This window comes from Streptomyces sp. NPDC043746 (assembly GCF_056436485.1).
The window spans coordinates 194,312-220,529 of record NZ_JBWKCM010000009.1 but is presented as its reverse complement, the minus strand read 5'-3'; the positions used below and the strand labels follow the sequence as shown (position 1 = coordinate 220,529).

Below are 26,218 nucleotides of genomic sequence, written 5' to 3'. Positions count from 1 at the left end.
AAGGTCATCACTCCTTGAAGGTCTTCGCCAGGCGGACGGCCTGCCGGACGGTCTGCGAGGACCCCTTGCGCCCGGCTGTCGCGGCCAGCCCGGCGATCGGCTCGATCCCCTCCGTACCGCAGCGCTCGGCGCACTCCGCCGCCACGGCCAGCAGGTCACCGATGCCGCGGGGCACCTTCTGGTACGCCAGCAGGGTGGGCAGCACCCGGGCCAGCACGCCGAGCACGGTCCGGTACGCCCCGGTGGCGGCGGCCGTCCGGGCGGAGTCGGCCAGCCGGTTGACCTTGACCAGATCGTGGTCCACGAGGACCCCCAGCTCCCGGCCGAGGAGTACGGTGTCCAGCCGCCCCTGGGCCGCCAGCACGAGGAGCGCGTCCACGGCGGCTGTCCGGTCCTCGGGGTGGCGTGCGCCCAGCCCGTACGCCACGGCGAGGTGCAGGGCGGCACCGGCCTCGCCGCCCGCCTCCACCAGCCGCGGCAGGCACCAGGCCCCACCCTTGGGTCCCTCGTCGGCGGTGTGCAGCAGATCGGGCATCAGCCAGGCCGCCAGGGTCTCCCCGTCCTCGGGCAGCGTGGCGGTCCAGTGCGGGCACTGGTCCGCACCCCAGTGGTAGCAGTTCCGGGAGTGGGACACGTGAGGGCGGCCCAGCCAGTGGAAGGAGCGCGGGAACTCCCTCTGGACCAGCGGCCGTTCCCCGGTGGCGAGCAGCACGTGCCGCACACCGGACGCCGACCGCTGCCACCAGTTGCCCGCCGAGGGGCGGTCGCTGGTCAGCCCGTGGCGCAGGACGGGAGCCAGCGGCTCATCGGCCCGTATCCACGCGGCCAGCCGGTCGCCCTCCGGTGTGCCGAGCGTCGAGGCGGCCTCGGCGGCCTCCTCCGCGCCGCTCCGGCGCACCCGCAGCAGGGCCTGGGAGAAGTCGGCGGGCCCCGGGGCGATCCCGAGCCGCCGATACGTCCGCAGCCGCTCGACCAGCTCCGCCGGGTCCAGCGATCCGGTGTGCCAGGTGGGGGTGGCGAGCAGGAAGGGGACCCGGTCGGTCGCCACGTCGCCGGCCGCCTCCCAGGCGCGGGCGAGCAGCACCCCGTTCAGCGCCGCGTGGGCACACGTGCCGGTGCCGGTCCAGCGGCCCGTCCCCTCGATCACGGCCTGGTACGACACCCGGCCCAGGAGCGAGCCCACCACCAGGGCGAGTGCGTGGTCCGTCGTCATGTACGCCGGTTCCGGCCGGTGGTCGATGCCGTGCTCGGCGTACCTCGTCCCGGCCAGGGCTTCGCGCAACGCCTCCGTCAGCCCGGCCCGGTCGGTGCGGGCCAGCCGGACGAGGCCGTCCAGGGTGCGCTCGAAGGCGGAGATCCCGGACGTGGCGGCCAGGGCCCCCGGCGTGGACCCCTGCCAGGAGCGCGACTTCAGCTGGGCCGCCACCTCCTCGACCAGCTCCGCCACGCTCCCCGGCGCCGGATCGAGCCGGACCGGCTCCGGCACGGGCGGCAGCAGCTCCTCGTACGGCCCCTCCGCCGCGTCCTCCTCGCCCACCGCCCCGAACAGCGCGGTGACCGCCTCCCGGTGGACCGGCCCCAACTGCCGGGCCGCGAAGCGCAGCTCCTCCCGCAGCGCGGCGTCGCCGGCCGGAAGATGGCGTGCGATCAGCTTGAGGGCCCGTTCCTGAAGCGCGACGTCCTCGTTCCCGAAGGCCTCCGCGACCACCGGCAGCAGCTCACCCGCCGTGGACGCGTCCCGGCTCAGCACCCTGCCCAGCAGGATCAACTGGCCGCGCACCAGCTTCTTCTCCCGGCGGAAGAGCACCGCACCCGAGGCCTCCGCCAGGTCCCGGGTGGACAGCTCGCCCCGGGCGTCCAGCCGCGTCAGCACGTCCTGGGCATGGGCGGCGACCACCGAGGTGCCGTCCGCCGCCATCCCCAGCCAGTCGCGGAGGTGCTCCCGCTCCTCGTCCTGGGTGATGCCCGACTGCTGGAGCACCGCGAGGAAGAACCGCTGGTCACCCGTCTTGCCCCCGCGTACCAGGCGGGTCACGCACCGCTCGGCGAGCTGCGACCGGTCGAGCACCCCCTCCTCGGCCAGGGTGCGGAGCGCGCCCGGCCAGTGGTCCGTCGAGTCCGCCGTCTCGTACCAGCCGACCTGCGCCGGAAGCTCCGCCATCTCGAACAGCCGGGGCGCGAGCACCGCGACATGCGGGTCGGAGCGGAGGATGCCGATGAGCGGTGCCCGGCCGGATCTGCCGCGCCACCGCGCCGTGCTGATCCGCTCCACCCAGCCCTCGACGAGACTGTCCGTCACCGGGATCGGGCTGCCGGCCATCCGGGCCAGCTCGCTGATGAACGTGAACTCCGCCTCGGAGTTCAGCGACTTCGCCGCCAGCCGCCGGGCGAGGTCACCGAGCCAGGCCGGATCACGGTCCCCCAGCGCCGCGAGGATCAGCGGGTACGGAGACCGGGACCAGCTGCGCAGATCCCGGCCGCCGATCCAGGCCGCGCAGCCCGCCGCCCCCCTCTGGCACCCGGCCCCGGCCACATGGAGCGCCTTGCGGATCCTGTCCTGGCGCTGCCAATCCCAGCCCCGGACCTCCTTGCGCAGCTCCTTCAGCTCGGCCAGCGCCGCCTTGCGCCCGGCCCGGTCCAGCCCGAGCACCAGGGCGGGGACCTCGCGGTGCGCTCCCGCGCGGACAGCGGTCAGCAGGTCGTTCATCGCACACCCCCGGCGACCGTCGCCCCGCGCCGGACCATCGTCACGGCCAGGGCGTGCTTGCAGGGGCCCCGCTTCCCCCGGTAGTCCGCCCACCACTGACAGGTACAGGTGAGTCTTCCGTCGCTCTCGCGCACCTGGTACCGCCGGTTGCCCGAGGCCACGGACGCCACCGGGCCGTCCAGCGAGACCGCCCCCGCACCGGCCAGCGCACGGGCCGCCACCAGCCGCGGGTTGTGCCGCTCGGCCCGGTCCGCGTCGTAGGGCAGCTCACGGTGGAAGTACGCCGCGTCCGCCAGGTCGTAGCCGACCCGGCCCGCCGTACCGAGCCGGGCGAGCGCGGCCCGTACCCGCTCGACGCTCAGGCCCGACTGCCCGGCCAGCGAGGCCGGTTCGATCGTGGGCTCCCACGCGAGGAGCACGGAGACCAGCTCGGCGTCGGCCGCCGCCTCGTCCGTGGCCAGCGCCTCCAGGACACCGCCCTCACCCGAGAACCCGCGCGCCGCGTCCGGCGACAGCGTCAGCGTGAGCCGCATCCCCGGCAGCACCACCTCCCAGGCGCTCGCCACCGGGGCCCCGTCGACGACCGGAGGCCCGTACACCCGCAGGGCCGTCGCATGGCGCAGCACCCGCTCCAGGGCCACCAGCCGCTCCGGCCCCGGCAGGCAGACCGCGCCCGGCACCGGCCGGGTCGTCGGCCGCAGGGCGGAGCCGGCGGCCACCACCCACCGGGCGCCCCGCGCCGCGTTCCCCGAACGGCGGGGCAGCGAGCGCAGGAACGCCACCGCCCGCGCCGCCGACAGCTCGGCCCGCAGACCGAACCCGGCCGAGGCCACCTGCGCCTCCGCGAACCCCCGCAGCCACCGGTCCGGCAGCGGCACCTTCTTCTCCACCAGCGGCCCGTCCACCGTCGTGACCGCCAGCTCCTCGGGGCCCACCCGCAGATGCAGCGGGTCGTCCGCCGTGATCCGCGACAGGGCGTCCCGGAGCGGATTGTTGACGTCCACATTGGTCGTGCCGTGGCCCGTCCGCTCGCCCTCCAGCCCTTCCTGGAGCACATCGAGGCGGGCGTACACCCCGCAGCAGCCGGAGAACGACTCGAAGCGGAGCCGGTCCCCGTTCCCCGTCACCACCGGGTCGAGGGAGGAGGCCAGGGTGCGCCGGTAGTAGCGGGCGGCGGCCACATCGGCCACCGCCAGCAGTCCACGGGCGGCTATCCGCGGGGCGGAGAGGAATCCGGCGAAGAACCGAGGATGCGCCTGTGCCCCGCGCGGGGTGAGACCGCCCGCGGTCTCCAGTCCCAGGGAGACCCCGACCTGCGAGGACTCCAGGGCGGACGGGCGTGCGTAGGCCAAGGCCTGAACGGATCGGGTCATGGAGGAAACGGTAGGACCCGCCACTGACAACGGCCCCTGGCGCAGCCGTCCGTGCAGGCCAGAGGCGCACTCCGGGGCTCTCCACGGGCCCGGGCCGGACGCACACCCTCACTGGCCGACGCGCCCCGGCCGCAGCACCTTGGTGAACAGCACCCCGCCGCCCTCCGCCCTCAGACGCACCGTCAGCTCCGCGCTGTCGCCGTCGATCTCGACCTCCCCGAAGAACTGCGGCGACTCCATCGGCGACACATTGGCCCGGTCCGGCGCCCGGACGAAGACCCGGTCGGGCCCGAACGTGCCGTCCAGCGCGTTGGCCGGAAACCCCCCTGCGGCCAGCGGACCGGAGACGAACTCCCAGAACGGCGCGAAGTCCTTGAACGCGGCCCGCTCGGGGGCGTAGTGCTGCGCCGAGGTGTAGTGCACGTCGGCCGTCAGCCACAGCGTGCCGGTGATCCTGCGGTGCTTGATGAACCGCAGCAACTCGGCGATCTGGAGCTCACGGCCGAGTGGGGCACCCGGATCGCCCTGGGCCACCGCCTCGAAGTCCGTCGCCCCGTCCGGGACCACCAGACCGAGCGGCATGTCGGCCGCGATCACCTTCCACACCGCACGGGACGCGGCAAGGGAGCGTTTCAGCCACCGCAGCTGCTCGGCCCCGAGGATGCCGGTGGTGTCGTCGGCCTGCCGGTTGGGGGAGTTCCGGTTGCGGTGCGAGCGCATGTCGAGCACGAACACGTCCAGCAGCGGCCCGTGGTGGACGGTGCGGTACATCCGGGACGGCCGCCCGGAGGAGCCGAACGGGCCGTGCGGCGCCGAGACCGGGAAGTACTCCTGGAAGGCGCGCGCGGAGCGGGCGGCGAGGAGGTCGATGTTCTTCTCGGTGTAGCGCGGATCGTCGAGGATCTGGCCCGGGTACCAGTTGTTGCGCACCTCGTGGTCGTCCCACTGGACGACGGAGGGGACCTGGGCGTTGAAGCGGCGCACGTTCCGGTCGAGCAGGTTGTAGCGGAAGTTCCCCCGGTACTCGTCCAGCGTCTCCGCGACCTTGGCCTTCTCCTCGGTCATGACGTTGCGCCAGATCCGGCCGTCGGGCAGGGTCACGCTCGGCTGGAGCGGCCCGTCCGCGTAGACGGTGTCACCGCTGCACAGGAAGAAGTCCGGGTCGAGGCGGCGCATCTCCTCGTAGACCCGGTAGCCGCCGATGTCCGGGTTGATGCCCCAGCCCTGCCCCGCGATGTCCCCGGACCACAGGAAGCGCACCCCGTCGCGCCGCCGGTCCGGAGCGGTACGGAACGTTCCGTACACCGGTTTTCCGGTACGGCGGGGGTCGTACGGGTCGGCCAGGGTGACCCGGTAGTGCACCTGCTCGCCCGCCGGAAGGCCGTACAGGGCAGTGGTGGCGGTGAAGTCCGTCCCCGGGCCGACCAGCGGCCCGTACCAGCGCCGGGTCCGGCGAAAGGACTCGGTCGCGGAGGTCTCCACCAGCATCCGGGCGGGCCGGTCGGAACGCACCCACACCAGCGCCGAGGAGGCGGTGACGCTCCCCACCTGCACCCCCCACGCCGCCTCCGGCCGTCCCGCCAGCGCCAGGGCGGGAGCCGCGCCGAGGGCCGCGGGCAGGGCCGCCGCCACGGGGACGAGCAGCGAGCCGCGCAGAACGGTACGGCGGCCGGGCGAGGGGATACGCGGACGGTGCGGCATCGGGGCAACCTCCAGGGCGGTGGGCGGAAGGGGCAGGCGGACACCCGGGCCGGTGCACCCCCGCGGTTCTCCGCAGGGCCGGTGCCGGTCTCCACGTCCATGCCTAGTGGCCAGCGGAAGCCACTGCCCCAACCCCAGGTGAACGGGGCCCGACAGAGGACCCGCAGCCCCCGGAAACCCGCCCCGGACCACGGGCATCCGTCCCCGAGCCACCGGAACGCGCCCGCCCCCTCAGCGGCTGGTGTCGAGGATGACGCGGGCCACCAGGGCCGGGTCGTCGTTCATGGGGACGTGCCCGCAGCCGGGCAGCCGCACCAGCCGGGCGTCCGGGATCACGCGCTTGGCGCGGATCCCCTGCCGACGCAGCAGGATGCGGTCGCGGGTGCCCCAGGCGACGGTGACGGGGACGCCCTTCACATCGTCGGTGAACAGGACGTTGCCGCCGGCCGCCAGCGTCTGGTGGAAGCCGGTCGCGCCCCGCAGGGCCAGGGTCTCGGCCACGACGGCCTCGGGTGAACGGCGGCCGGGCCGGGCGTAGATGGTGCTGGTCAGCGCCGTCCGTCCGGCCGCGCTGCGCGAGAGCCGCTCGATCGCCGGCACCGGCAGGGCCAGCGCGGCCCGGCGCATCGCCCGCAGGGTGCTGAAGGCGTAACGGCGCTCCGGCTCGTTCCAGAAGCCCGCGGGGGAGAGGGCGGTCACCGAGCGGACCAGCTCCGTGCGCCCCAACTCCAGGGCGAACAGGCCTCCGAGGGAGTTGCCGGCCACATGCGGGCGGTCCAGGCCCAACGCCGCGAAGAGGGCCCCGAAGATCGCTGGAACCGTCTCCAGGCTGTACGGGACTCCTTCCGGCAGGCCCGGGGAGGCGCCGAAGCCGGGCAGGTCGACGGCTATCACCTCCCGCTCGGCGGCCAGGATCCGCGTCACCGGCTCCCAGGCCTGGTGGTGGTGGCCGATGCCGTGGAGCAGCACCAGTGGCTCTCCCGCACCTGCCCGTTCGTACCCCACCGAGACCGGACGGGGGCCGTGCGCCGTATCGACGGTGAAGGAGACCGTGGTGGCCATGGAGCTGCTCCCTGAAGTGGGTAGACATCGCGTCAACAACAATTACCGCCCGGTAGCTTGGAGTTCAAGGGCTGGGGCGATTCCCCTGGATGCCGTCGGGTGCGTCGACGGGGTTGGGCCGGTGGGCGCCGACCCCGCGGGGAGGGAAGCCGGACGGGTTTCGCCGGCTCGATGCCCGAGGCGGCGGCATTCAATGCATCTATATCATTCGCAATGCGGACAAATTCTCTGGCCTGTCCGTGCTGTTCGCTCTCCAGCCGTTCTCCAGTCGTGCGCACTTTCCGGCCAAGAGGAATCCGGCTGGGCCCGCTCCGCGGTCGACCGCCCGCGGCCCCGCCGTCACCCCGGTGGTGCAGCTTCATGTCGCGCGCGGCTCACGGCCCCGCGAACGTCTTGTGAACGCTCTGCGCCAAAGTCCCGTTTCGTTCCGTTACGGAATAAGGATTGGTCTTGACCAAGGGGGTGTGCCGCCCTAGGGTCTCCACTTAAGACAGGAACCTTTCATAAATAGCGTCGTGGAAGTCGCTGGGCGATTGCGGAGGACAGTGGTGGGGACCACGCAGCTCGAATCGGTACCGGAGCCGAAGTACTGGCACCTCAAGACCGTGCTCAGTGAGGCGCTCGACTCGGACTTCGCGGTAGGTGAGATCCTGCCCAACGAGCGGGAACTCGCGGCACGGTTCGGAGTCGCGCGCGCCACGCTCCGCCAGGCTCTGGAGCAGCTCGAACTCGAAGGCCGGCTGCAGCGCCGCCGAGGCGTCGGTACGACGGTGGCTCCGCCGCGCGTCGGCGTGGCCGTCTCCACCTCCCAGCACGAGTGGGGGGGCGGAGTGGCCGACGAGGCCTGGCAGCCGGTCGACTGCGTCAGCGAGGCGGCCCCGAGCGCGGTCGCCGCCATGCTCGGCACCGGCACCGACCCCGTCCACGTGGTGCGGCGCATCCGCGACACCCACGGCCAGGCGGTGGCGGCCGAACTGCTCTACGTGCCCGCTTCCTCGGTCCCCGACCTCTCCGCGATCGACGCGCCCTCCGGTGCTGTGCGCGCCCGCGCCGTGCTGCGCGAGCTGCACCGGCTGGGCGTGGAGGGCCAGGACCGTTCCGTGGAGCTGGGATCGGCGCGCGCGGACGACGCCAAGGAGCTGGACCGGCTCCCCGGCGCCCCCGTCCTCGTGGTCACCACCCGCTACTTCGCCTCGGGCGGCACGGCGGCCGTCTCCGTCGCCACCTACCGGGCGGACACCTGCCGGCTCACCTTCGGGGACTCCGGTGCGCTGGAGATCAGCCACGACGGGCAGCAGCGCCGGGCTTCCTGACACCGGGCCCGTCGACGCCGGACAGACGACTCACTCCGGGTGTCCACCGGCCCACGCGCTTCACCCGATGGCGGTCCGCCGGGAAACCGGCCGGGCCGCCTCTCGGCGCGTTCCCCGGCCGCTGTGTGCCTTCGTCGGTGGTCTGTGTCTCCCGCCCGGGGCGCCGTCAGGGCGTCCGGCCGACCCGCGTCCCCGGCCCCTGCGGCGTCCGCCCCTCAGCGCCGAGTCGTCACCGCGCCCTCCACGGCGAACAACTGCTCCTCAACGTGGTCCAGCGCCAGCCGCAGGGCTCCGGTCGCGACGGCGGCCTCACCGAGCAGGGACAACGTCACCTGCGGCGGGCGCAGGCAGTAGCGGGCCAGCTCCCGGCGCAGCGGCTCCAGCACGCCGTCCAGACCGGCGGCCCAGCCCCCGACCACCACCAGCTCCGGGTCGAGCGCCAGCGCCAGCGCCGCCACGTCGTGCACCAGCCGCTGGAGGAACCGCTCGACGGCCGCCTGCGCCTCCGCGTCGCCCTGCCGGGCCTTGGCGAACACCACGGCCACCGCCTGCTCGTCCAGTGGCTCCAGCGGGGTCCCCGTGGTCGACAGCAGATGCTCCGGCGTCACGTCCCGGCCCAGCAGGTGCAGCGCGCCGATCTCCCCGGCCGCCCCGCCGAACCCCCGGTGGAGCCGCCCGCCGATCAGCGAACCCGCCCCCGGGCTCAGCCCCGCCAGGACGAACACGACGTCGTCGGACTCGGTGGCCGCGCCCTTCCAGTGCTCGGCGACGGCGGCGGCGTTGGCGTCGTTCTCCACGAGGACCGGGCAGCGGAACGAACGCCGTAGCCGCTCCCCGAGAGGGAGCCCCGTCCACCCCGGCAGCGCCGTCCCCAGCCGCACGGTCCCGTCGGCCTCCACGATGCCCGGGCTGCCGACGCCGACGGCCCGCAGACTGCTCCGGGCCACCCCGGTGCGGCGCAGGAGATCCGCGATCACGGCCCTCACCTGGTCGAGCCGCTCGTCCGCGTCGGCGGTCTCCGACACCGTACGGGAACCCGCCCCGGTCACCCGGCCGTCCAGCCCCGACAGAAGGGCCGAGACCCGGTGCGGGCCGATCTCGACGCCCAGCAGATGTCCTGCCTCGGCGCGGAAGCGGAATCGGCGGGCAGGCCGGCCCTGGCGCCGCGCCTCGCTCTCGTCGGGCTGGGCCTCGACCACCAGACCGGCCTCGAACAGCCCCTCGACCACGCCTTCCACCGTCGGCCGGGACAGACCCGTGATCCGGGTCAGGTCCGTCAGCGTCGGTGAGCCGGCACCTCGCAGGGCGTGCAGTACCACCGCTGAATTGATCCGCCGCAGCAGCGACGGATCTCCCCCGGTCAGCCGGCTCACGGTGCGTCCTCCCAGCTCTTGCGCATGTCTGCCGGATCGTACTCGCTGCTCGTAGGCCCTGCGAGCAGCACCGCAAGCCGGTATCGAGCCGCAACCTGCGTCCTCCCGGAGCCATGGACCGGACGCGTCCACCGCCCCGACCGCTCGCGTACGGCCCTGATCCCCAACTCCGCCGGAAGCGAACCGACATGGGGCCCGCTGTCTCGATATCGACGGTCGGCGCGGCGTGATCCCCGCGCCCGACAGCCTTCCGGGCCGCCAACCGGAGCACCTCCGTCGCCGCCCCGTCGGTTCCGCCGCCCCTCCATCCTCGGCCACGGCAGCGGGACGCGACCGGTTCACCGCACACCCGCACCTCCCTCTGTCGGTGGCGGACGGTTTACTGACGTCATGACGACCGCACACCATCTCCGCCTCATCGACGGGATGTGCGCCAGGGGCTTCCCCCCGGAGCGCACGCCCTCGGTGTGGGGGGTCAGCGGACCCGGCTACCACACGGCGTTTCTGCGCGCCGACCACGCACCGTGGGGCGACGACGAGTCGGCCGCCCCCGAACACCGGGCGCAGTGCCTGGCGGAGCACGACGCACTGCTCGCCCTCCTCGCCGCCCGCTGGGGCGAGCCGCAGGTGATGAGCCTGTGGAGTGCCCAGGAGCGGATGACGGCGGGCGAAGTGATAGCGGACCCCTGGGCGGATCCGGTGGCGGGATGCGAGTTCCTCCGCCTGTGGCGGGTGGAGGAGCGGTGGATCGCGGTCGGGCTGGTCCTGGAGGACGGGGGGCCGGGCTGCGAACTGACGGTGCTGGTGACGGTCGTCGATCCGCCCTGACGGGGAGAGCGCTTCGACCCGGGGCGGGAGGCGGAGGCCGGAAGGGATCTACGCCGCCTCCGAGGCCGCCTCACGCAGCCGGGCGTACTCCTCGGCCATCGTCTCGATCGTCCAATGGGCGTTGAGCCCACTGGGGTTGGGCAGGGCCCACACCCGCGCCCCGCCGATCGTGCGTTCCTGGCGGCCGATCCGGGCCCGCGGCTCCCCGAAGGCCGTGCGGTACGCGGTGATGCCGACGACCGCGAGCCACGCAGGCGCCAGGCGCTCGACCCGCTCGGTGAGGGCGACCCCGCCCTGGCGGAACTCCTCGGCGCCCACCTCGTCCGCCCGTGCCGTCGCACGGGCCACCACATTGGTGATGCCGAGGCCGAGCGGCAGCAGTTCGGCCTGGTCCGAGGGGAGCAGCCTGCGCGGTGTGAAGCCCGAGCGGTGGAGGACCGGCCAGAAGCGGTTGCCGGGGTGGGCGAAGTGATGGCCCGTCGCGGCGGTCGACAGGCTCGGATTGATCCCGCAGAAGAGCACCCGGAGACCGCCCGCGGCCACATCCGGAACGGTGCGGTCGCGGGCGGCGTTCAGCTCCTCGGGCGTCATCCGGTGAAGGGGCCCAGGTCAGAGGATCGAACCGGGGGCGTAGGCCGCGGCCTTCGGGTGCTGCTCGACGATCTCCTCGATCCGCGAGACCACCGCCGTCACCTGGTCGCCCGCCGCGCCCGTGAACGAGAGCTTGTCGGCCATCAGGGCGTCCAACTGGGCACGGTCCAGCGGGATGCGCTCGTCGGCGGCCAGCTTGTCGAGCAGCTCGTTGCGCTCGGCCCCCTGCTCCCGCATCGCCAGCGCGGAGGCGACCGCGTTCTCCTTGATCGCCTCGTGGGCCAGCTCGCGGCCGACTCCCGCCCGTACGGCCCCCATGAGGACCTTGGTGGTGGCCAGGAACGGGAGGTAGCGGTCCAGCTCGCGCGCCACGACGGCGGGGAACGCGCCGAACTCGTCCAGCACCGTCAGGAAGGTCTCCAGCAGACCGTCGAACGCGAAGAACGCGTCCGGCAGCGCCACCCGGCGGACCACGGAACAGGACACGTCGCCCTCGTTCCACTGGTCGCCCGCCAGCTCGCCGGTCATCGAGGCGTAGCCCCGCAGGATCACCATCAGGCCGTTGACCCGCTCGCAGGAGCGCGTGTTCATCTTGTGCGGCATCGCGGACGAGCCGACCTGGCCGGGCTTGAAGCCCTCGGTCACCAGCTCGTGGCCGGCCATCAGCCGGATGGTCTTCGCCACCGACGAGGGCGCCGCGGCGAGCTGGGCGAGGGCGGTCACCACGTCGTAGTCGAGCGACCGGGGGTAGACCTGGCCGACCGAGGTGAAGGCCTCGGCGAAGCCGAGGTGGGCGGCGATGCGCCGCTCCAGGTCGGCGAGCTTGTCCGCGTCGCCGCCCAGCAGGTCCAGCATGTCCTGGGCCGTGCCGACCGGGCCCTTGATCCCCCGCAGCGGATAGCGCGTGAGCAGGTCCTCCAGCCGGCCGTAGGCCACCAGCAGCTCGTCGGCCGCGGTCGCGAAGCGCTTGCCGAGCGTCGTCGCCTGCGCGGCCACGTTGTGCGAGCGGCCGGCGATCACCAGCTCGCGGTACTCCGCCGCGAGCTTGCCGAGCCGGGCCAGCACTGCCACGGTGCGGTCGCGCATCAGCTCCAGCGAGAGCCGGATCTGCAGCTGCTCGACGTTCTCCGTCAGGTCCCGGGAGGTCATGCCCTTGTGGACCTGCTCATGGCCGGCGAGGGCGTTGAACTCCTCGATCCGGGCCTTCACGTCATGCCGGGTGATCTTCTCGCGCTCGGCGATCGACGCCAGGTCGACCTGGTCGAGCACCCGCTCGTAATCGGCCAGCGCCTCGTCCGGCACCTCGATCCCGAGGTCCTTCTGAGCGCGCAGCACCGCCAGCCACAGCTGACGCTCCAGCTTCACCTTCTGCTCGGGGGACCAGAGGACGGCCAGCTCCGTGGAGGCGTAGCGGCCGGCCAGGACATTGGGGATGCGAGGCTTCGCAGACACAGCAGTCACGTGGACGGATTCTACGTGCTGTTCCGGCCAGCTCCTCCGCTCAGGCCGCTCCCACCCAGGTCAGGGGTGTCACCCCCCTTCAACCAGCCCGGAGACGACCTGGGGCACGCCCCCCGGTCGACCGCCTCGCCCGGCGCACAACGGACGGGGCCACACCGACCCGGAAAGGAATGATCAGGGCATAGTGGGCAATACGCCTGATCGTGCGACCGCCGAGGTCTTCAGCGCCGCCGACCAGGGGCCCCGCCGGTTCCGCACCGAGGGGCCCCAGCCGCTACGTCAGGCTCAGCACTTGGTGGCCCACTTGTGCGAGCGGAGCTTGTAGGTGCCCGCCAGGTTGCCCTTCTTGCCCAAGGTGGTGCAGCCCTTGCGGGTCTGGTAGTTGGCGCCGGAGTAGTAGATGACCGCCGTGTAGGTGCCGCTCACGCCGTTGTTGTAGACGGACCTCACGTTGTTGTCCGCGGCCCAGGAGCACTGGATGGCCCCGTTGCGCCAGTCATCGTCGTTGCCCGTCCACTGGCACATCTTCCCGGTACCGTTGTCGCCTGTGTAGAAGCAGATGTTGCCCGACTTGCAGTCCGCGTAGGCGGCGTGCGCGGGGGTCGCGGCGACGGTGAGGCCGAGGCCGGCGAGCAGGGTGGAACCGGCGATGACGACTGCCTTGCTGCGGAGCGCTCGTACGCGCTTCATGTGATGTCTCCTCCTGGTCAGGGATGGCTGGGGGCCGTGAACCGCTGGTCCGCCCCCGCCCCGTTTCACGTGACGCCGTGTGGCGCCTGATCACTCTCCCGGGAGGGGCGGGGCAGCGGAACCTGAAAGGTTCCAGGGTGCGGGTCGCAGCGTTGGCCGCGTGCGGCGCGGAGGCGCACTCCGCAACCCCGCCCCCGTGCGGACCCGGCAAGCCGTCCACGCCCGCGAACAGCGTCACCCGCGCGAGAGCGCCCTCGCTGGAGCGGGCTCTGCGCCGTCGTCCGCCCCTCCGGCTGGACCCGCCGTACGCCTCTGCCCCCGCCGCCCGTCCGTGGGGCCGGACAGGCCGTCAGGGTGCCGGGGCAGGTGCCGGTGCGACCCTGCCCCGGTGAGGGGTCGAGGAGCCCCGGGTGTTCCAGTGGCCGTCCGCTCACCAGCGGGTGAGGGTGTCGACGACCGCGGTGAAGGAAGAGCAGTCGGAGATCAGCCGATGGGATCGCGGGGCATAGGTGCCGGCGAGGTTGCCCATGCTGTTGATGGAGGTGCAGCCGGTGCGCTGGACGAGGCGGCGGCGGTCGGCATCGACGGGGCTGAAGCCGGGGCCGCGGAAGTAGGCCACGCCATTCAGGCCCCGCGCGGGGTCGATGTTGTTGTAGACGGACCGGACCGGTTGGCCTCCGGCCCACGCGCAGTTCCCGTCGCCCGCCAGCCAGTCGCTGTCGTCGCCGTGCCAACTGCACATCTCGCCGTTGCCGTTGTGTTCGCTGAAGAAGCAGACGGCGTCCTCGGGGCAGCGGTGGTAGCCGTAGGTGACCGCCCCGTCGGGGGCGACCGGGGCCTTCGAGGCCGCGGGCAGCGCCGCGTACACCGGTGCCCCGCCCTCCTGGTTCACGTACGCGTACCCGGCGGCCGTCGCGCACGCTGTCGCCAGGAGGGTACCCACGAGAGCCGCGGCCGGCACCGGGTGCCGGCGCCAGAAGTCCCTGCCGCGGTGGCGGCGGACCGGACCCACCCCGCCCGCAGTCTGTTCCACTCGCAGCAGGAGGGCCTGTGCATCGTGCGCGGCGGCCCGCTCCTCGTGGGTGCGGGCGAGGCAGTCGGAGATGATGTGCCGCCAGGGCTCGGGAAGTTCGGGCGACAGGCGCAGCTCCTGCGTGCCCTGTGCGTAGCGGGCGGCTGCGTCGCAGCGGGCCTCGGGGGTGGCGCCGGGCAGGGGGTGTGCGCCGGTGAGGACGAGATGGGCCAGGACGCCGAAGGCCCACACGTCGGCGGTGGGCCGGATGAGGGTTCCGCGGGCGCTGGTCTCGGGCCAGAGGAGCTCCGGCGGGGTGTAGTCGCGGGTGGCGAAGGCCGGGGAGTAGGCGTGGGTGCCGTCGAGTTCCGCGGAGGTGCTGAAGTCGGCGAGGCGGGTGGTGCCGTCCTTCATCAACAGGACGTTCGCCGGTTTGAGGTCGCCGTGCACCCAACCCGCCCGGTGCAACTGGTCCAGGCCCGCGCAGACCTGGGCGAGGAGGGCGGGGCCGGAGGTGGGGCGCGGGGTGCGGGCCAGGACGGAGTCGAGGCAGTCCTCTGCCTCTTCCAGTACGAGTACGGTGGCGCCGTCGAGTTCCGGGTGGTCCGGGTCGTCGACGGTGAGCGTCTCGAACATGCGGATCAGGCGGGGCGCCCGCAGGCGGCTGAGGAGTTCGACCTCCCTCTCGGCCAGGTCGCGCAGATGGCGCACCTGGCGCGGGGTGCGGGTGCCGGTCGCCAGGAACTTCAGCGCCGCCCGGGTCGGGAACCCGTCGGCGGGCGTGCTGGTGCGGGCCGCGTAGACCGTGGCGAACGCACCGGACGCGATCGGCCGCCGGACCTCCCAGCGGCCGACGCGGTAGCCCTGCGGCACGGGGACGACATGCGAGGTCCGCTCCTGTCCTGTCACAAGGGCATCTCGCTGCCGGTGGGGGCCTCGAGAACGATCAGATCGTCCTCGCGGACCAGGTCGAAACGCAGCGCGAGGGAGGCCAGGGACTCCTTCTTGCCGTTGAGGCGCCGCCCCGTCTCGGCGACGTCCGGGTCGGGACGGAGGCGGAGCTTGACGGCCAGGTAGTCCACGTTCCAGTAGACGGAGGACTGGTTGGCGGCGGGCCAGGTGGGGCGCAACCGCTCGACCAGCTCGTCGACCGTGGGCAGCGGGGCGTGCGGGGCCCCCCGCAGCCGGGGCTCGCACAGGGCGGTCAGTACGGCGAAGTACCGCTTCGTACGGTCCAGGGCGAACGCCGGTGCCGTGGCCGGGCCGTGATCGACGGCGCGGTGCCGGTAGCGGTGGCTCGGTGCCCAGACCTCGAAGTCGAGCAGGTCGCGAGCGGCCGGCAGGACCACCCGGGCGAATTCGAAGGGGATCGGGGCGTCCTGGCGGCCGGGGGCGACCTTGACGTGTTCGCCGGCCCCTTCCGGGTTCTCCACGACGTAGGTCTGGCCGGTGCTGTCGTTGCTCAGGATCCAGAACGAGTGATGCGCGGTGATCGTCCCGGCCATCCGTGACACGCCGGGGTGCGCGATGACGAGGTCGTTGTCCGCCGCCCGCCCGAAGGTGAGGCTCTGTCCCGGGGCGATCCTGAGCTGGCCCGCGGGTCCGCTGCCGCCGGGTGGTACCACGATGACGCTGTGCACGGAGTGAAGACCTTCCCCCTTGGTCCTGTGCCCGAGGCCAGGGCACCCATCTGCCGGGGCACGACGCCTGGTCCGGACGGCGTGCCCAGCCCTCGTCGGGCGGTCTGCCCGACTGCCATTCGGTGGTGCCCTTCCCCTGCCCACGACTCCGCTGTCATGGCTGTCCGCCTCGCACGGCGTCGCGGACCGTTCCGCGGTGGCGACTTGGCCCCTGCCGTTGCCACCGACCGGGCGCGCGAGGAGCCTGGCCGGTGCCTGCCGGGGTGGTCGTCGCGCTCAGTCTACGTGCCCGGACTGTGTGCGCCGCGGTGCTCGTCCGCGAGTCAGGCGGCCTGTCGCCCCCGTAAGCGCGACCAGGGGAACGGAACGTCGAGGGGCTCCTCGACACTCTCCGGGCCCGGCTCGGACGGAGGCCGGTTCTCGGCATGGGGGCGGCACGGCGTTCGGCTGTGGATCTGTGTGCGGCCGGCGGACTCGACCGGTCGTCGCGACACCTCCACCATGGAGATGTCCGACCCGGCCGCCCTTGGAGGACACTCTTCCGAATCGAATCGAATCGAATCGAATCGAATCGAATCGAATCGAATCGAATCGGGTCGGGGCGTGATCCTTCTCGGCCCGCGCCTTCGAGCTCTTCCCTCGACTGTCGGGCACACGGTGCCGGGCTCCGGACGCAGGCCCGTGCCCTGGGGGCGTCCGGATTCAGCGGTCCGGCGCCGCGCTCCGGCTCGTGGCCCGCCGGAGCGCCGGTGGCGAACAACCGCGGCGCCGGACGGGCCCGGCCCGCGAACCCCGGCCCCGCACGGGCCGGCTACGGCGCCCCGGGGTTCGTGCCGTCCTCCGGACCGCCGACGTCGGCCCGGCGCCATCCCGTCACCGGGCCGGGGGCCGCGGTGTCCGCGGGGGTGATCCAGAAGGCCGAGGCCGTCCCGGCGTCGAACTGGGCGCCCGTCCGGCCGTCGCCGGAGGACCGGCCGGTGATGCGGCGGCCGATCCAGGGCCCCAGGTGGCGGCGGGCGAAGCGGATGTCGTCGACCCGTCGGTCCGCCCAGCGCGGCGGCGGGGAGGCGGGGACCGGCTCCCGCCAGTCGAGCTCCGGCGGGAGCCCCAGCGTCTGCCAGACCGCCTCCGCGACGCGCCGATGCCCCTCGGCGGTGAGGTGCAGCCGGTCGGCGTCCCACATGCGGGGGTCGCCGAGCGAGGGCGCGGAGTAGAGGTCGACCACCGAGGCGCCGTGCCGGTCGGCCAGATCCTCGATCAGGGCGAACAGGGCCTCCATCCGGGGCCGGAACCGTTCGAACACCGGGCCGTTGCGGCCCGGGCTGCGCATCAGTACCAGGTGCTTGCAGGACGGGGCGAGCCGCTCCACCGCCTCTTCGAGCCGGCCCCTGACCATGCCCATGTCGCACTTCGGGCGCAGCGTGTCGTTCAGCCCGCCGACGAGGGTCACCACATCGGCCTGCATCGCTGCCGCCGCAGCCACCTGCTCGTCGACGATCTGGCTGATGAGCTTGCCGCGCACGGCGAGGTTGGCGTACCGGAACCCGGGGGAGCGGTTCGCGAGCCGGGCGGCCAGGACATCGGCCCAGCCCCGGTAGGTGCCGTCGGGGAGCAGATCCGACATGCCCTCGGTGAACGAGTCGCCCACCGCGACGAGACTGGTGTATGAGGCATTCAATTCCATGGCCCACCGATCGTACCGTCCCGCCGTGATGCTTCAGGGCTCCGCTGTGGTGTCCGGGACGCCGCTCAGCGTGACTGTGCCCGGCCGACCAGTTCCCGCAGGACGTCCTCCATCGTGACCATGCCGACCAGTCGGTCGCCCTCGTCGAGGACCGCCGCGAGATGGGTCCGGCTGCGCCGCAGCGCGGTGAGCACGTCGTCCAGCGGGGTCGCCGCCCGCACCCGGGCGATCGGCCGCAGCGCCGCCACCGGGAAGGGAGCGTCGCGGGGCGTGGCGTCCAGGGCGTCCTTCACATGGAGGTAGCCCAGGATGCGGCCCTCGCTGTCCCTCACCGGAAAGCGGGAGAACCCGGACTCGTGCGAGAGGCGCTCCAACTCCTCCGGGGTGGTGCCGACCCGGGTGAACAGCACCCGGTCCACCGGCATGGCCACATCCCGTACCGGGCGCCGACCCAGCTCCAGGGCGTGGTGCAGCCGCTCCGCCGAACGGTCGTCGACCAGCCCCGCCGCCCCGGCGTCCTGCACCAGCCGCGCCAGTTGGTCGTCCGAGAACGTGGCGGCGACCTCGTCCTTCGTCTCCACCCGCAGGAGCTTGAGAAGGGCGTTGGCGAAGGCGTTGACCGTGAAGATCACCGGACGCAGGGCGCGGGCCAGCGCCACCAGCGGCGGGCCCAGGAGCAGCGCGCTGCGGGCCGGTTCGGCCAGCGCGATGTTCTTGGGCACCATCTCGCCCAGCAGCATGTGCACATAGGTCGCCGCACTCAGCGCGATCACGAACGAGAGCGGGTGCACCAGCGAGTGCGGCACTCCCGCCGCCTCGAAGACCGGCTCCAGCAGGTGGGCGATGGCGGGTTCCGCCACGATGCCCAGGACCAGGGTGCTGAGTGTGATGCCGAGCTGCGCTGCCGCCAGCAGGGCGGAGACGTGCTCCAGGCCCCATACGACACTCCGGGCCCGCGCGCTCCCGGCTTCCGCCTCCGGCTCGATCTGGCTGCGGCGGACGGAGACCAGCGCGAACTCGGCGCCGACGAAGAAGGCGTTCACCAGCACCATCAGCAGACCGATGAAGAGCTGAAGGATGGTCACTGTTCCCTCTCCTCCCGCCCGGCCACGCCCGGCAGCGGTGCGTGCAGCAGCGCCCGCGCCGCGCGCCGGCCCGTCGCATCGACCACCTCGATCCGCCACCCTGCCAGCTCGACCGTGTCGTCCACCGTCGGAATCCGCCCCAGCTCCGCCGCGATCAGCCCTGCCAGCGTCTCGTAGGGCCCTGCGGGCACGCGCAGTCCGATCCGGCTGAGCTGGTCGGTGCGTGCGGCCCCGTCCGCCGACCACAGGGTGCGGCCGTCGGCGTCCTCACCGGCGGCGGCCAGGTCGGGCGTCTCGTGCGGATCGTGCTCGTCGCGGACCTCGCCGACGACCTCCTCCACGATGTCCTCCAGCGTCACCACGCCCGCCGTACCGCCGTACTCGTCGATCACCACCGCCATCGCGAGCCTGCCGGACAGTCGGTCGAGCAGCCGGTCCACGGTGAGCGTCGCCGGCACGAGCAGGGGTTCGCGCAGCATCTCCGAGACCCGTTTGCGGGGACGTTCGCCGGCCGGTACCGCCAGGACGTCCTTGATGTGGGCCACGCCCACCACGGTGTCCAGGCTCCCCCGGTAGACGGGGAAGCGGGACAGACCGGTGGCCCGGGTCGCGTTCGCCACGTCCTCAGCGGTCGCCCGCACGTCCAGGGCGGTCACCTGGACCCGAGGAGTCATCACGTTCTCGGCCGTCAGCTGCGCCAGATGCAACGTGCGTACGAAGAGTTCGGCGGTGTCCTCCTCCAGCGCCCCCTTCTTCGCGGAGTGCCGGGCCAGCGCGACCAGCTCCTGCGGGCTGCGCGCGGAGGCCAGCTCCTCGGTCGGCTCCAGACCGAGGCGGCGCACGATCCGGTTCGCCGTCCGGTTGAGGTGGCTGATGAAGGGCCGGAACACGGCGGTGAACATCCGCTGAGGCGTGGCGACCGCTTTGGCCACGGCCAGCGGCGAGGAGATCGCCCAGTTCTTCGGCACCAGCTCGCCGACCACCATCAGCGCCACCGTGGACAGTGCTGTACCGGTGGCGAGGGCCAGCGTGGACGCGGCGGTGGGATGCAGCCCCACCGCCTCCACCGGGCCGCGGATCAGCCTGGCGATCGAGGGCTCCGCGAGCATGCCGATCACCAGGTTGGTGACGGTGATGCCGAGCTGCGCGCCCGAGAGCTGGAACGTCAGGCTCCGTACGGCCTTCAAGGCGCTGGGCGCGCCCCGGTCCCCCCGCTCGGCGGCCCGCTCCAGTTCCCCGCGCTCCACCGTGGTCAGGGAGAACTCCGCCGCGACGAAGGCACCGCACGCGACACAGAGCAGCAGGGCGACGAGCAGCAGGAGCACTTCGGTCATCGGTTCACCTCCGTCCCATGATCGGGCACGGACCGCGGGACCGCGCGATGTCCTCGGCCGGGGGAGAGGCCGTTGGGGGGACCGGAGGGGAGGCCGCGGGAGAGGGCGCAGGGAGGTTGGCCCCCCGGGCGGCGGTTGCTCACATCGTTCGAGGACAGGGATCTCACCGTGGAGCGCCTGCCCCGCCGGCCACGCCCCTAACGCTTCGGACCGTCGAGGACCGCTCGGGCCGTCAGGTGCTTCACCCACCGGCTCCACTGCGGCTCGGGGCCGTATCCCGCTGCCCGCCAGGCAGGGTGTGCCAGGTCGTTGCGGTCCAGCACCATGGCGTCCGCCCGGCGCCCACCGAGGGCGGCGAACCGCTCCTCCGCCGCCGCGAGGAGGGCGCTGCCCACACCCCGGCGGCGCTGCTCCGGATGGACCGCGAGCCGGTAGAGATGGCAGCGCCAGCCGTCGAACCCCGCGATCACCGTGCCCACCAGCGTTCCGTCCCGCTCCGCCAGGATCAGTGCGTCCGGGTCCCGTTCCGCCAGACGTGCGACCCCGTCGCCGTCGTCGCTGATGCTGGTGCCCTCCGCGGCCACCTTCCAGAAGGCGAGCACCCCGTCCAGATCGGCCGCGGTCGCGGACCGTGTCGAGAGATCGTTCATGGCGGCCATCCCACCACCCGCCCGCTCCGGAAGTCGATCGCCTTTCCGGATGCCGGACCCGGCCCCCGGCCCTCCTCTTGCCCGTGCTAGCGCGACCACGCTAGCTTGGAAGGGTGCCCAAGACTCAGCTGAACGTTCGAGTGGACGAGGCCACCGCCGAGGCCGCGCGACAGCGCGCGCTCCAGAGGGGGATGAGCGTGAACCGCTATATAGAGGAGCTCGTCAAGCAGGACGCCGGCGAGGTGGGACACACCTTCGTCGAGGCCGCCGCCGACTTCATGAAGCAGTACGAGTCGGTCTTCGCCGAGGAGTTCGGCCCGGAGCGCGAAGGCACCCGTTGAACCTGCGGATCGACCTCTCCTGGCTGCTCATGGTCGCCGAGCACAAGACGCCAGGTGACCCCCAGGTCATCGACTGGGGCGCACTCGTCGCCGCGGTCGCCCGGCACGAGGCGGAGATCTTCGGCAGCGCCGTCTACAGCGACCCGCACGCGCGGGCGGCCGCCCTCCTGCAACTGCTGCTGCATGTGCCCGCCCTCGAACACTCCAACGCGATGTTCGCCTCGGCCGTCGCGTACGGGTATCTGGTCGCCTCCGGGCTGAAGGTCACCACCTCACCCGAGCAGGTGCGCGACCTGGCCCTTCTGGTCAAGCAGGGCAAGGCGGACGTCCGCGCCATCGCGGACGAGCTGCGCCAGTGGAGCTTGTGAGCGCGGCCCTCAGCCCGGGGAGCGGTCCCGAGTCACACCGACCGGCACCTCGGCGCCCAGCCCGCAGCGGACGGCGAACCGCCGCAGCGAGCGCTGCGGCTCCAGCGCCACGACCTTCGAGACGGCTCCCGGGTAGGGGGCGAAGTCGCGCGACCGCATGGCGGGCCTCCGGGAGGAGAGGGCGTACGGCTCTCCTGGCCGGTTCTCCCCCGAACGGAGCGGCACCCGCATGTGCGCGTACGGGCCCGGGCCCGCGCCGCACGTCACAGGCAGCACGCGCCTCGCAGGCGGCACGCATCCCCCAGGGGCGGCAGGCCCCACCTCACAGCGACGGCGCGCGCCACGTCCCACCCAGCTCCGGAGCCAGCCACCCCGACGCCCGTGCCGCGAAGTCGGCGCCGGGCAGCGCACCCGCACCGGCCGGTACGGCCCCCAGCAGCGGGGCGCCCGCCGCCACCGGCAGGTCCTCGATGTTGCAGCGGGACGCCAGGTCGGGCCGGTCCGGCATGGAGCCCACCACCACACCCCGGCACTCCAGCCCACGGGTCCGCAGCGCCTCGGCCGTGAGCGCCGTGGCGTTCAGCGTGCCCAGGCCGGCGGGCGCCACCACCAGCACCGGAGCGGCCAGCAGCCGGGCGGCGTCCGCGAGCGTGGCGCCCTCGTCGTCGAAACGCACCAGCAGTCCGCCCGCCCCCTCCACCAGCACCAGGTCGTGCTCGGTGGCCAGCTTCTGCGCCGCCTCGGCCACCTCGTAGGGCCGCACCGGGTCCAGCCCCGCCCGCCGGGCCGCGGTGGCGGGGGCCAGCGGCTCGGGGAACCGGGCCAGTTCGACCGGCGTCACATGGGCACCCGCCAGCCGGGCCACTTCCGCCACGTCCCCCGGCTCCCCGGGCGCGAGCCCGGTCTGCGCGGGCTTCAGCACCGCGACCCGCAGGCCCCGCGCGGCGGCGGCCACGGCGGCGGTCACCACCGTCTTGCCGATCTCCGTGCCCGTACCGGACACCACCAGAACGGTCACGCCGGTCCTCCCTCGCACAGCACCACGCGAACAACAGCCACGGGTCAGCCCTCCCGCGCCGCGGCACACACGGCCCGGCAGATCCGCCGTACGTCGTCGTCCCCGGTGACGTACGGCGGCATCGTGTACACCAGGTCGCGGAACGGCCGCAGCCACACGCCCTCGCGCACGGCCGCCCGGGTCGCCGCCGCCATGTCCACCCCGTGGTCGAGCTGGACCACACCGATCGCCCCGAGGACGCGTACGTCCGCGACCCCGGGAATCTCCGCCGCCTCCGCCAGACCGGAGCGCAGCCCCGCGCCGATCCGCGCCACCTCGCCCGCCCAGTCCTGTCCGAGCAGCAGGTCCACGGAGGCCGAGGCGACGGAGGCGGCCAGCGGATTGCCCATGAAGGTCGGGCCGTGAGCCAGCACCGGCACCTCACCGCGCGAGATGCCCTCGGCCACCCGCGTGGTGCAGAGCGTGGCCGCCATCGTGAGATAGCCGCCGGTCAGCGCCTTGCCCAGGCACATCACGTCCGGCGAGACCCCGGCATGCCCGGCGGCGAACAGCTTCCCCGTCCGCCCGAAACCAGTGGCGATCTCGTCGAACACCAGCAGCACGTCCAGCTCGTCGCACGCCTCGCGCAGCACCCGCAGATAGCCGGGGGAGTGGAACCGCATCCCACCCGCCCCCTGCACCACCGGCTCCACGATCACGGCGGCCACCTCGTGCGCGTGACGGGCGATCAGTTCCCGCAGGTGAGCGGTGTAGGCGGGATCCGGCTCCGCGTCGAAACCGTCCGGGGGCGCGTCGGCGAAGACCTGGCGAGGCAGAGAGCCGGACCACAGCTCGTGCATCCCGCCCTCCGGGTCGCACACCGACATCGGCTGCCAGGTGTCCCCGTGGTAGCCGCCGCGCCAGGTCAGCAGTCGGCGCTTCTGCGGACGGCCCGCCGAACGCCAGTACTGCAGGCACATCTTGACCGCGACCTCGACCGACACGGAACCCGAATCGGCCAGGAAGACGTGCTGGAGCGGCTCCGGAGTGATCTCCACCAGCCGGGTCGCCAGCCGGACCGCCGGCTCATGGGTGAGCCCGCCGAACATCACATGGCTCATCCGGTCCAGCTGGCCGCGCGCGGCCTCGTTGAGGACCGGGTGGTTGTAGCCGTGCACCGCCGACCACCAGGACGACATGCCGTCCACCAACTCGCTCTGCCCCTCGACGGGTTCGGCGAGCCGGAGCCGTACCCCGGAGGCCGACTCCACGACCAGCGGCTCCTGCCGGCCCGGCATCGGACCGTAGGGGTGCCAGACGTGCGCGCGGTCCAGCGCCCGCAGTTCGTCGGGGGTGTACGGCTTCGGCTCGGCCGGCCGGGCGAGCGCGGGGGCGTACGGCTCAGGCATTGGGCGCGAGATCCGTCCCCGCACCGCGACGCCGGACCGCCACCAGATCCGTACGCGCCGGGCCGGCCGTCTCGGTGGCCGCGGCCGGGCCGCTCTCCCCGCCGCCTCCGACGGCCGCATGACCACCGCACGGCCCGCAGCCACCGCCGCCGTGCGGACCGCAGCCGGTGGCAGCCGACGCGCCGGACGTCTCCTGCGCACCACAGCCAGTGGCCCCGGGCTCCTCGCGCGAACCGCAACCGCCGCCGGTCAGCGCGTCGGCCCGGTGACGGGGGAGCGTCGTCGTGCCCGCGCCCTCCACCTCGAACCCGGCGTCCGCGATCATGTCCAGGTCGGCCTGACCGGCCTGGCCCTCACTCGTCAGGTAGTCGCCCAGGAAGATCGAGTTCACCAGGTGCAGCGCCAGCGGCTGCATCGAGCGCAGATGCACCTCGCGCCCGCCCGCGAGCCGGACCTCCACGTCCGGGCAGACGAAGCGGACCATGGCGAGGATGCGCAGGCAGCGCTGCGGGGTGAGGTTCCACTCCTTGGCCAGCGGGGTGCCCTCGAACGGGATCAGGAAGTTCACCGGCACCGAGTCCGGGTCCAGGTCGCGCAGCGCGAAGACCACGTCGACCAGGTCCTTGTCGCTCTCGCCCATCCCGGCGATCAGCCCGGAGCACGCCGAGAGCCCGGCGGCCTGGGCCTGCTGCACGGTCTCCACCCGGTCCGCGTAGGTGTGGGTGGTGGTGATCGCCCCGTACGTCTCCTCGGACGTGTTGAGGTTGTGGTTGTACGCGTCGGCGCCCGCCTCGCGCAGCCGGTCGGCCTGGCCGTCGGAGAGCAGCCCCAGACAGGCGCAGACCTCCACGCCCTCGTGTTCTTCCTTGATCGCCTCGATGGTCTTCGAGACCCGGTCGACGTCCCGGTCGGTCGGCCCGCGCCCGCTCGCCACCAGGCAGACCCGCTTGGCCCCGCCCGCCACCCCGGCGGCGGCCGCCTTGGAGGCCTCGTCCGGCTTCAGCCAGGTGTACTTGAGGATCCCTGCCTTGGAGCCGAGCCGCTGGGAGCAGTACGAGCAGTCCTCGGGGCAGAGCCCCGACTTCAGGTTGACCAGGTAGTTGAGTTTCACGCGCCGCCCGAACCACTGGCGGCGCACCTTGCCCGCGGCGGCCACCACGTCGAGCAGGTCGTCGTCGGAGGTCGCCAGCACGGCGAGCGCTTCTTCGCGGGTCGGCAGTTCGCGCCGCAGCCCCTTGTCCACCAGCGTGTTCAGCAGGTCCATGAAAGATGATCCTGGCTTACGCCACCACCTCCAGCCAAGGAGGAACCGGACAGGAGACGTGGGGGAGGGTGTGTGTATTGCCACACCCTGACCTGCTGCGCGCCCCGCTAGGGTCTGTGAGCTGCCTACAAAAGGGACCGACCTATGTCCTTCGCCCCGCCCTCCGCCCCGTTCGACTGGATCGACGACGAGGCCCGCCGCCGGGCCGAGGCCGGACTCGTCCGGGCCCTCCGCCCCAGGAGCGCGGAAACCGGCCTCCTCGACCTCGCGAGCAACGACTACCTGGGCCTCACCCGGCACCCGGAGGTCACCGCCGCCGCCGCCGATGCCGCCCACCGCTGGGGCGCGGGCGCCACCGGATCGCGGCTCGTCACCGGCTCCACCGCGCTCCACGCCGAACTCGAACGGGAGCTGGCCGACTTCTGCGGCTTCGAGGCTGCCCTCGTCCTCTCCTCCGGTTACGCGGCCAATCTGGCGGCCCTCACCGCGCTCTCCGGGCGCGGTTCACTCATCGTCTCCGACACCGGGAACCACGCCTCCATCGTGGACGGCTGTCGGCTCTCCCGCGCGGAGACGGCCGTCGTCCCGCACGCCGATCCGGAGGCCGTGGCCAAGGCGCTGGCGGCCCACGACGGGCGGGCGCTCGCCGTCACCGACTCGGTCTTCTCGGTCGACGGGGACGCGGCCCCGCTCACCGCCCTGGCCGAGGTCTGCCGCGCCGCGAACGCGGCCCTCGTCGTGGACGACGCCCACGGCCTGGGTGTGCTCGGCGAGGGCGGACGCGGTGCGCTCTTCGCCGCCGGACTGGCGGGTGGCGAGGGGACCGTCGCCACGCTCACTCTCTCCAAGTCGCTGGGCAGCCAGGGCGGCGCGGTCCTCGGCCCGGCCCGGGTCATCGACCACCTGGTCAACACGGCCCGTACGTTCATCTTCGACACCGGCCTCGCCCCGGCGGCGGCGGGCGGAGCGCTGGGCGCGCTGCGGCTGCTGCGGCGGGAACCCGAACGCGCGGCCCGGGCCGGACAGGTCGCCACCGAGCTGTACGGGCGGCTCACCGCCGCCGGGCTGACGGCGGCCCGCCCGGATGCGGCGGTCGTCTCCGTCCGGGCCCCCTCCGCGGACGCGGCGGTGCGGTGGGCGGCCGACTGCCGTGCGGCCGCGGTGGCGGTCGGGTGCTTCCGGCCGCCGTCCGTGCCGGACGGCATCTCCCGGCTGCGGCTGACCGCCCGGGCGGACCTGACCGAGGAGCAGATCGCCGCCGCGGTGGCCACGATCGCGGCGACCGCTCCCCGGGGAGCCGTGACGCCGCGCGGCTGAGGCGTACGGCTCCACCGG

At 73.3% G+C, this 26,218-nt stretch carries 22 protein-coding genes and 1 pseudogene; 5 read left to right on the top strand and 18 right to left on the bottom strand.

Annotated elements, in window-relative coordinates:
* Positions 1–7: 7 nt before the first annotated feature.
* From AC0682_RS13265 to AC0682_RS13250, 4 genes are all read right to left on the bottom strand, one after another.
* Positions 8–2,707 carry a DUF7824 domain-containing protein gene (locus AC0682_RS13265; protein WP_478532816.1) on the bottom strand — a complete coding sequence of 900 codons (2,700 nt, stop codon included), beginning with the start codon at positions 2,705–2,707 and terminating at the stop codon, positions 8–10.
* Positions 2,704–4,080: an SWIM zinc finger family protein gene (locus tag AC0682_RS13260; protein WP_478532815.1), complete on the bottom strand. Its 1,377-nt coding sequence runs from the start codon at positions 4,078–4,080 to the stop codon at positions 2,704–2,706. Before AC0682_RS13260 ends, AC0682_RS13265 begins: the two co-directional genes overlap by 4 nt.
* A 108-nt stretch (positions 4,081–4,188) precedes the next feature.
* Entirely contained in the window at positions 4,189–5,781 is a 1,593-nt protein-coding gene (locus AC0682_RS13255; RefSeq protein ID WP_478532814.1) for an alkaline phosphatase D family protein, read from the bottom strand.
* A 231-nt stretch (positions 5,782–6,012) separates the two neighbouring features.
* The gene (locus tag AC0682_RS13250; protein ID WP_478532813.1) at positions 6,013–6,843 is read right to left on the bottom strand and encodes an alpha/beta fold hydrolase; all 831 of its coding nucleotides are present in this window, start codon (positions 6,841–6,843) and stop codon (positions 6,013–6,015) included.
* 548 nt (positions 6,844–7,391) lie between these two features.
* On the opposite strand from AC0682_RS13250, the gene AC0682_RS13245 reads away from it, so the two are divergent.
* Complete coding sequence (locus tag AC0682_RS13245) at positions 7,392–8,156, top strand: GntR family transcriptional regulator (protein ID WP_478532812.1); 765 nt, start codon at positions 7,392–7,394, stop codon at positions 8,154–8,156.
* Positions 8,157–8,371: 215 nt separating this feature from the next.
* On the opposite strand, the gene AC0682_RS13240 is transcribed toward AC0682_RS13245, so the two are convergent.
* Positions 8,372–9,529: an ROK family transcriptional regulator gene (locus AC0682_RS13240; protein ID WP_478532811.1), complete on the bottom strand. Its 1,158-nt coding sequence runs from the start codon at positions 9,527–9,529 to the stop codon at positions 8,372–8,374.
* A 390-nt stretch (positions 9,530–9,919) separates the two neighbouring features.
* Here AC0682_RS13240 and AC0682_RS13235 point away from each other — a divergent pair, with 390 nt between their 5' ends.
* A complete protein-coding gene (locus tag AC0682_RS13235; protein ID WP_478532810.1) occupies positions 9,920–10,357 on the top strand; it encodes a hypothetical protein in 438 nt (145 codons plus the stop codon).
* Between the two features lie 48 nt (positions 10,358–10,405).
* Here the strand turns inward: AC0682_RS13235 and mug are convergent, their stop codons facing one another.
* The 9 genes from mug to AC0682_RS13190 form a co-directional block, all read right to left on the bottom strand.
* On the bottom strand, positions 10,406–10,948 hold the full coding sequence (gene mug, locus AC0682_RS13230) for a G/U mismatch-specific DNA glycosylase (protein WP_478532809.1): 543 nt from the start codon (positions 10,946–10,948) through the stop codon (positions 10,406–10,408).
* An 18-nt stretch (positions 10,949–10,966) separates the two neighbouring features.
* A complete protein-coding gene (gene purB / locus AC0682_RS13225) occupies positions 10,967–12,400 on the bottom strand; it encodes an adenylosuccinate lyase (RefSeq protein ID WP_478532843.1) in 1,434 nt (477 codons plus the stop codon).
* 294 nt (positions 12,401–12,694) lie between these two features.
* Positions 12,695–13,099 carry a peptidase inhibitor family I36 protein gene (locus tag AC0682_RS13220; RefSeq protein WP_478532808.1) on the bottom strand — a complete coding sequence of 135 codons (405 nt, stop codon included), beginning with the start codon at positions 13,097–13,099 and terminating at the stop codon, positions 12,695–12,697.
* 430 nt (positions 13,100–13,529) lie between these two features.
* Entirely contained in the window at positions 13,530–15,020 is a 1,491-nt protein-coding gene (locus AC0682_RS13215) for a protein kinase domain-containing protein (protein WP_478532806.1), read from the bottom strand.
* Positions 15,017–15,751, bottom strand: coding sequence for an FHA domain-containing protein (locus tag AC0682_RS13210; RefSeq protein ID WP_478532805.1), 735 nt, complete (start codon positions 15,749–15,751; stop codon positions 15,017–15,019). Before AC0682_RS13210 ends, AC0682_RS13215 begins: the two co-directional genes overlap by 4 nt.
* An 811-nt stretch (positions 15,752–16,562) precedes the next feature.
* Complete coding sequence (locus AC0682_RS13205; protein WP_478532804.1) at positions 16,563–17,435, bottom strand: SGNH/GDSL hydrolase family protein; 873 nt, start codon at positions 17,433–17,435, stop codon at positions 16,563–16,565.
* 65 nt (positions 17,436–17,500) lie between these two features.
* Complete coding sequence (locus AC0682_RS13200) at positions 17,501–18,520, bottom strand: hemolysin family protein (RefSeq protein ID WP_478532802.1); 1,020 nt, start codon at positions 18,518–18,520, stop codon at positions 17,501–17,503.
* Positions 18,517–19,854 (bottom strand): hemolysin family protein, encoded by a 1,338-nt coding sequence (locus tag AC0682_RS13195; protein ID WP_478532801.1) that lies wholly within the window; start codon positions 19,852–19,854, stop codon positions 18,517–18,519. The genes AC0682_RS13200 and AC0682_RS13195 overlap by 4 nt, the downstream gene beginning before the upstream one ends.
* A gap of 197 nt (positions 19,855–20,051) precedes the next feature.
* Positions 20,052–20,513, bottom strand: coding sequence for a GNAT family N-acetyltransferase (locus AC0682_RS13190; RefSeq protein WP_478532800.1), 462 nt, complete (start codon positions 20,511–20,513; stop codon positions 20,052–20,054).
* A gap of 104 nt (positions 20,514–20,617) precedes the next feature.
* Here AC0682_RS13190 and AC0682_RS13185 point away from each other — a divergent pair, with 104 nt between their 5' ends.
* Both AC0682_RS13185 and AC0682_RS13180 read left to right on the top strand, forming a co-directional pair.
* The gene (locus AC0682_RS13185; protein WP_014157595.1) at positions 20,618–20,845 is read left to right on the top strand and encodes a hypothetical protein; all 228 of its coding nucleotides are present in this window, start codon (positions 20,618–20,620) and stop codon (positions 20,843–20,845) included.
* Entirely contained in the window at positions 20,842–21,213 is a 372-nt protein-coding gene (locus AC0682_RS13180; RefSeq protein WP_478532799.1) for a fic family toxin-antitoxin system, toxin component, read from the top strand. The genes AC0682_RS13185 and AC0682_RS13180 overlap by 4 nt, the downstream gene beginning before the upstream one ends.
* Positions 21,214–21,246: 33 nt before the next feature.
* Here the strand turns inward: AC0682_RS13180 and AC0682_RS13175 are convergent.
* From AC0682_RS13175 to bioB, 4 genes and pseudogenes are all read right to left on the bottom strand, one after another.
* A pseudogene (locus AC0682_RS13175) lies at positions 21,247–21,360 on the bottom strand (SAM-dependent methyltransferase); the annotation flags it as partial.
* 175 nt (positions 21,361–21,535) lie between these two features.
* Complete coding sequence (gene bioD, locus AC0682_RS13170; protein ID WP_478532798.1) at positions 21,536–22,231, bottom strand: dethiobiotin synthase; 696 nt, start codon at positions 22,229–22,231, stop codon at positions 21,536–21,538.
* 44 nt (positions 22,232–22,275) lie between these two features.
* Positions 22,276–23,619 (bottom strand): adenosylmethionine--8-amino-7-oxononanoate transaminase, encoded by a 1,344-nt coding sequence (locus tag AC0682_RS13165; protein WP_478532797.1) that lies wholly within the window; start codon positions 23,617–23,619, stop codon positions 22,276–22,278.
* Positions 23,612–24,883 carry a biotin synthase BioB gene (gene bioB / locus AC0682_RS13160; RefSeq protein WP_478532796.1) on the bottom strand — a complete coding sequence of 424 codons (1,272 nt, stop codon included), beginning with the start codon at positions 24,881–24,883 and terminating at the stop codon, positions 23,612–23,614. The genes AC0682_RS13165 and bioB overlap by 8 nt, the downstream gene beginning before the upstream one ends.
* A gap of 144 nt (positions 24,884–25,027) precedes the next feature.
* On the opposite strand from bioB, the gene AC0682_RS13155 reads away from it, so the two are divergent.
* On the top strand, positions 25,028–26,200 hold the full coding sequence (locus tag AC0682_RS13155; protein WP_478532795.1) for an 8-amino-7-oxononanoate synthase: 1,173 nt from the start codon (positions 25,028–25,030) through the stop codon (positions 26,198–26,200).
* Positions 26,201–26,218: the final 18 nt, after the last annotated feature.

Excerpts from the sequence above, each read along its gene's own strand:
- bioB (WP_478532796.1), bottom strand. The coding sequence starts at position 24,883 with ATGGACCTGCTGAACACGCTGGTGGACAAGGGGCTGCGGCGCGAACTG.
- AC0682_RS13155 (WP_478532795.1), top strand. The coding sequence starts at position 25,028 with ATGTCCTTCGCCCCGCCCTCCGCCCCGTTCGACTGGATCGACGACGAG.
- AC0682_RS13220 (WP_478532808.1), bottom strand. The coding sequence starts at position 13,099 with ATGAAGCGCGTACGAGCGCTCCGCAGCAAGGCAGTCGTCATCGCCGGT.
- AC0682_RS13190 (WP_478532800.1), bottom strand. The coding sequence starts at position 20,513 with ATGGCCGCCATGAACGATCTCTCGACACGGTCCGCGACCGCGGCCGAT.
- AC0682_RS13165 (WP_478532797.1), bottom strand. The coding sequence starts at position 23,619 with ATGCCTGAGCCGTACGCCCCCGCGCTCGCCCGGCCGGCCGAGCCGAAG.
- AC0682_RS13250 (WP_478532813.1), bottom strand. The coding sequence starts at position 6,843 with ATGGCCACCACGGTCTCCTTCACCGTCGATACGGCGCACGGCCCCCGT.
- AC0682_RS13260 (WP_478532815.1), bottom strand. The coding sequence starts at position 4,080 with ATGACCCGATCCGTTCAGGCCTTGGCCTACGCACGCCCGTCCGCCCTG.
- AC0682_RS13205 (WP_478532804.1), bottom strand. The coding sequence starts at position 17,435 with ATGGAATTGAATGCCTCATACACCAGTCTCGTCGCGGTGGGCGACTCG.
- AC0682_RS13255 (WP_478532814.1), bottom strand. The coding sequence starts at position 5,781 with ATGCCGCACCGTCCGCGTATCCCCTCGCCCGGCCGCCGTACCGTTCTG.
- mug (WP_478532809.1), bottom strand. The coding sequence starts at position 10,948 with ATGACGCCCGAGGAGCTGAACGCCGCCCGCGACCGCACCGTTCCGGAT.
- AC0682_RS13235 (WP_478532810.1), top strand. The coding sequence starts at position 9,920 with ATGACGACCGCACACCATCTCCGCCTCATCGACGGGATGTGCGCCAGG.
- AC0682_RS13195 (WP_478532801.1), bottom strand. The coding sequence starts at position 19,854 with ATGACCGAAGTGCTCCTGCTGCTCGTCGCCCTGCTGCTCTGTGTCGCG.
- AC0682_RS13265 (WP_478532816.1), bottom strand. The coding sequence starts at position 2,707 with ATGAACGACCTGCTGACCGCTGTCCGCGCGGGAGCGCACCGCGAGGTC.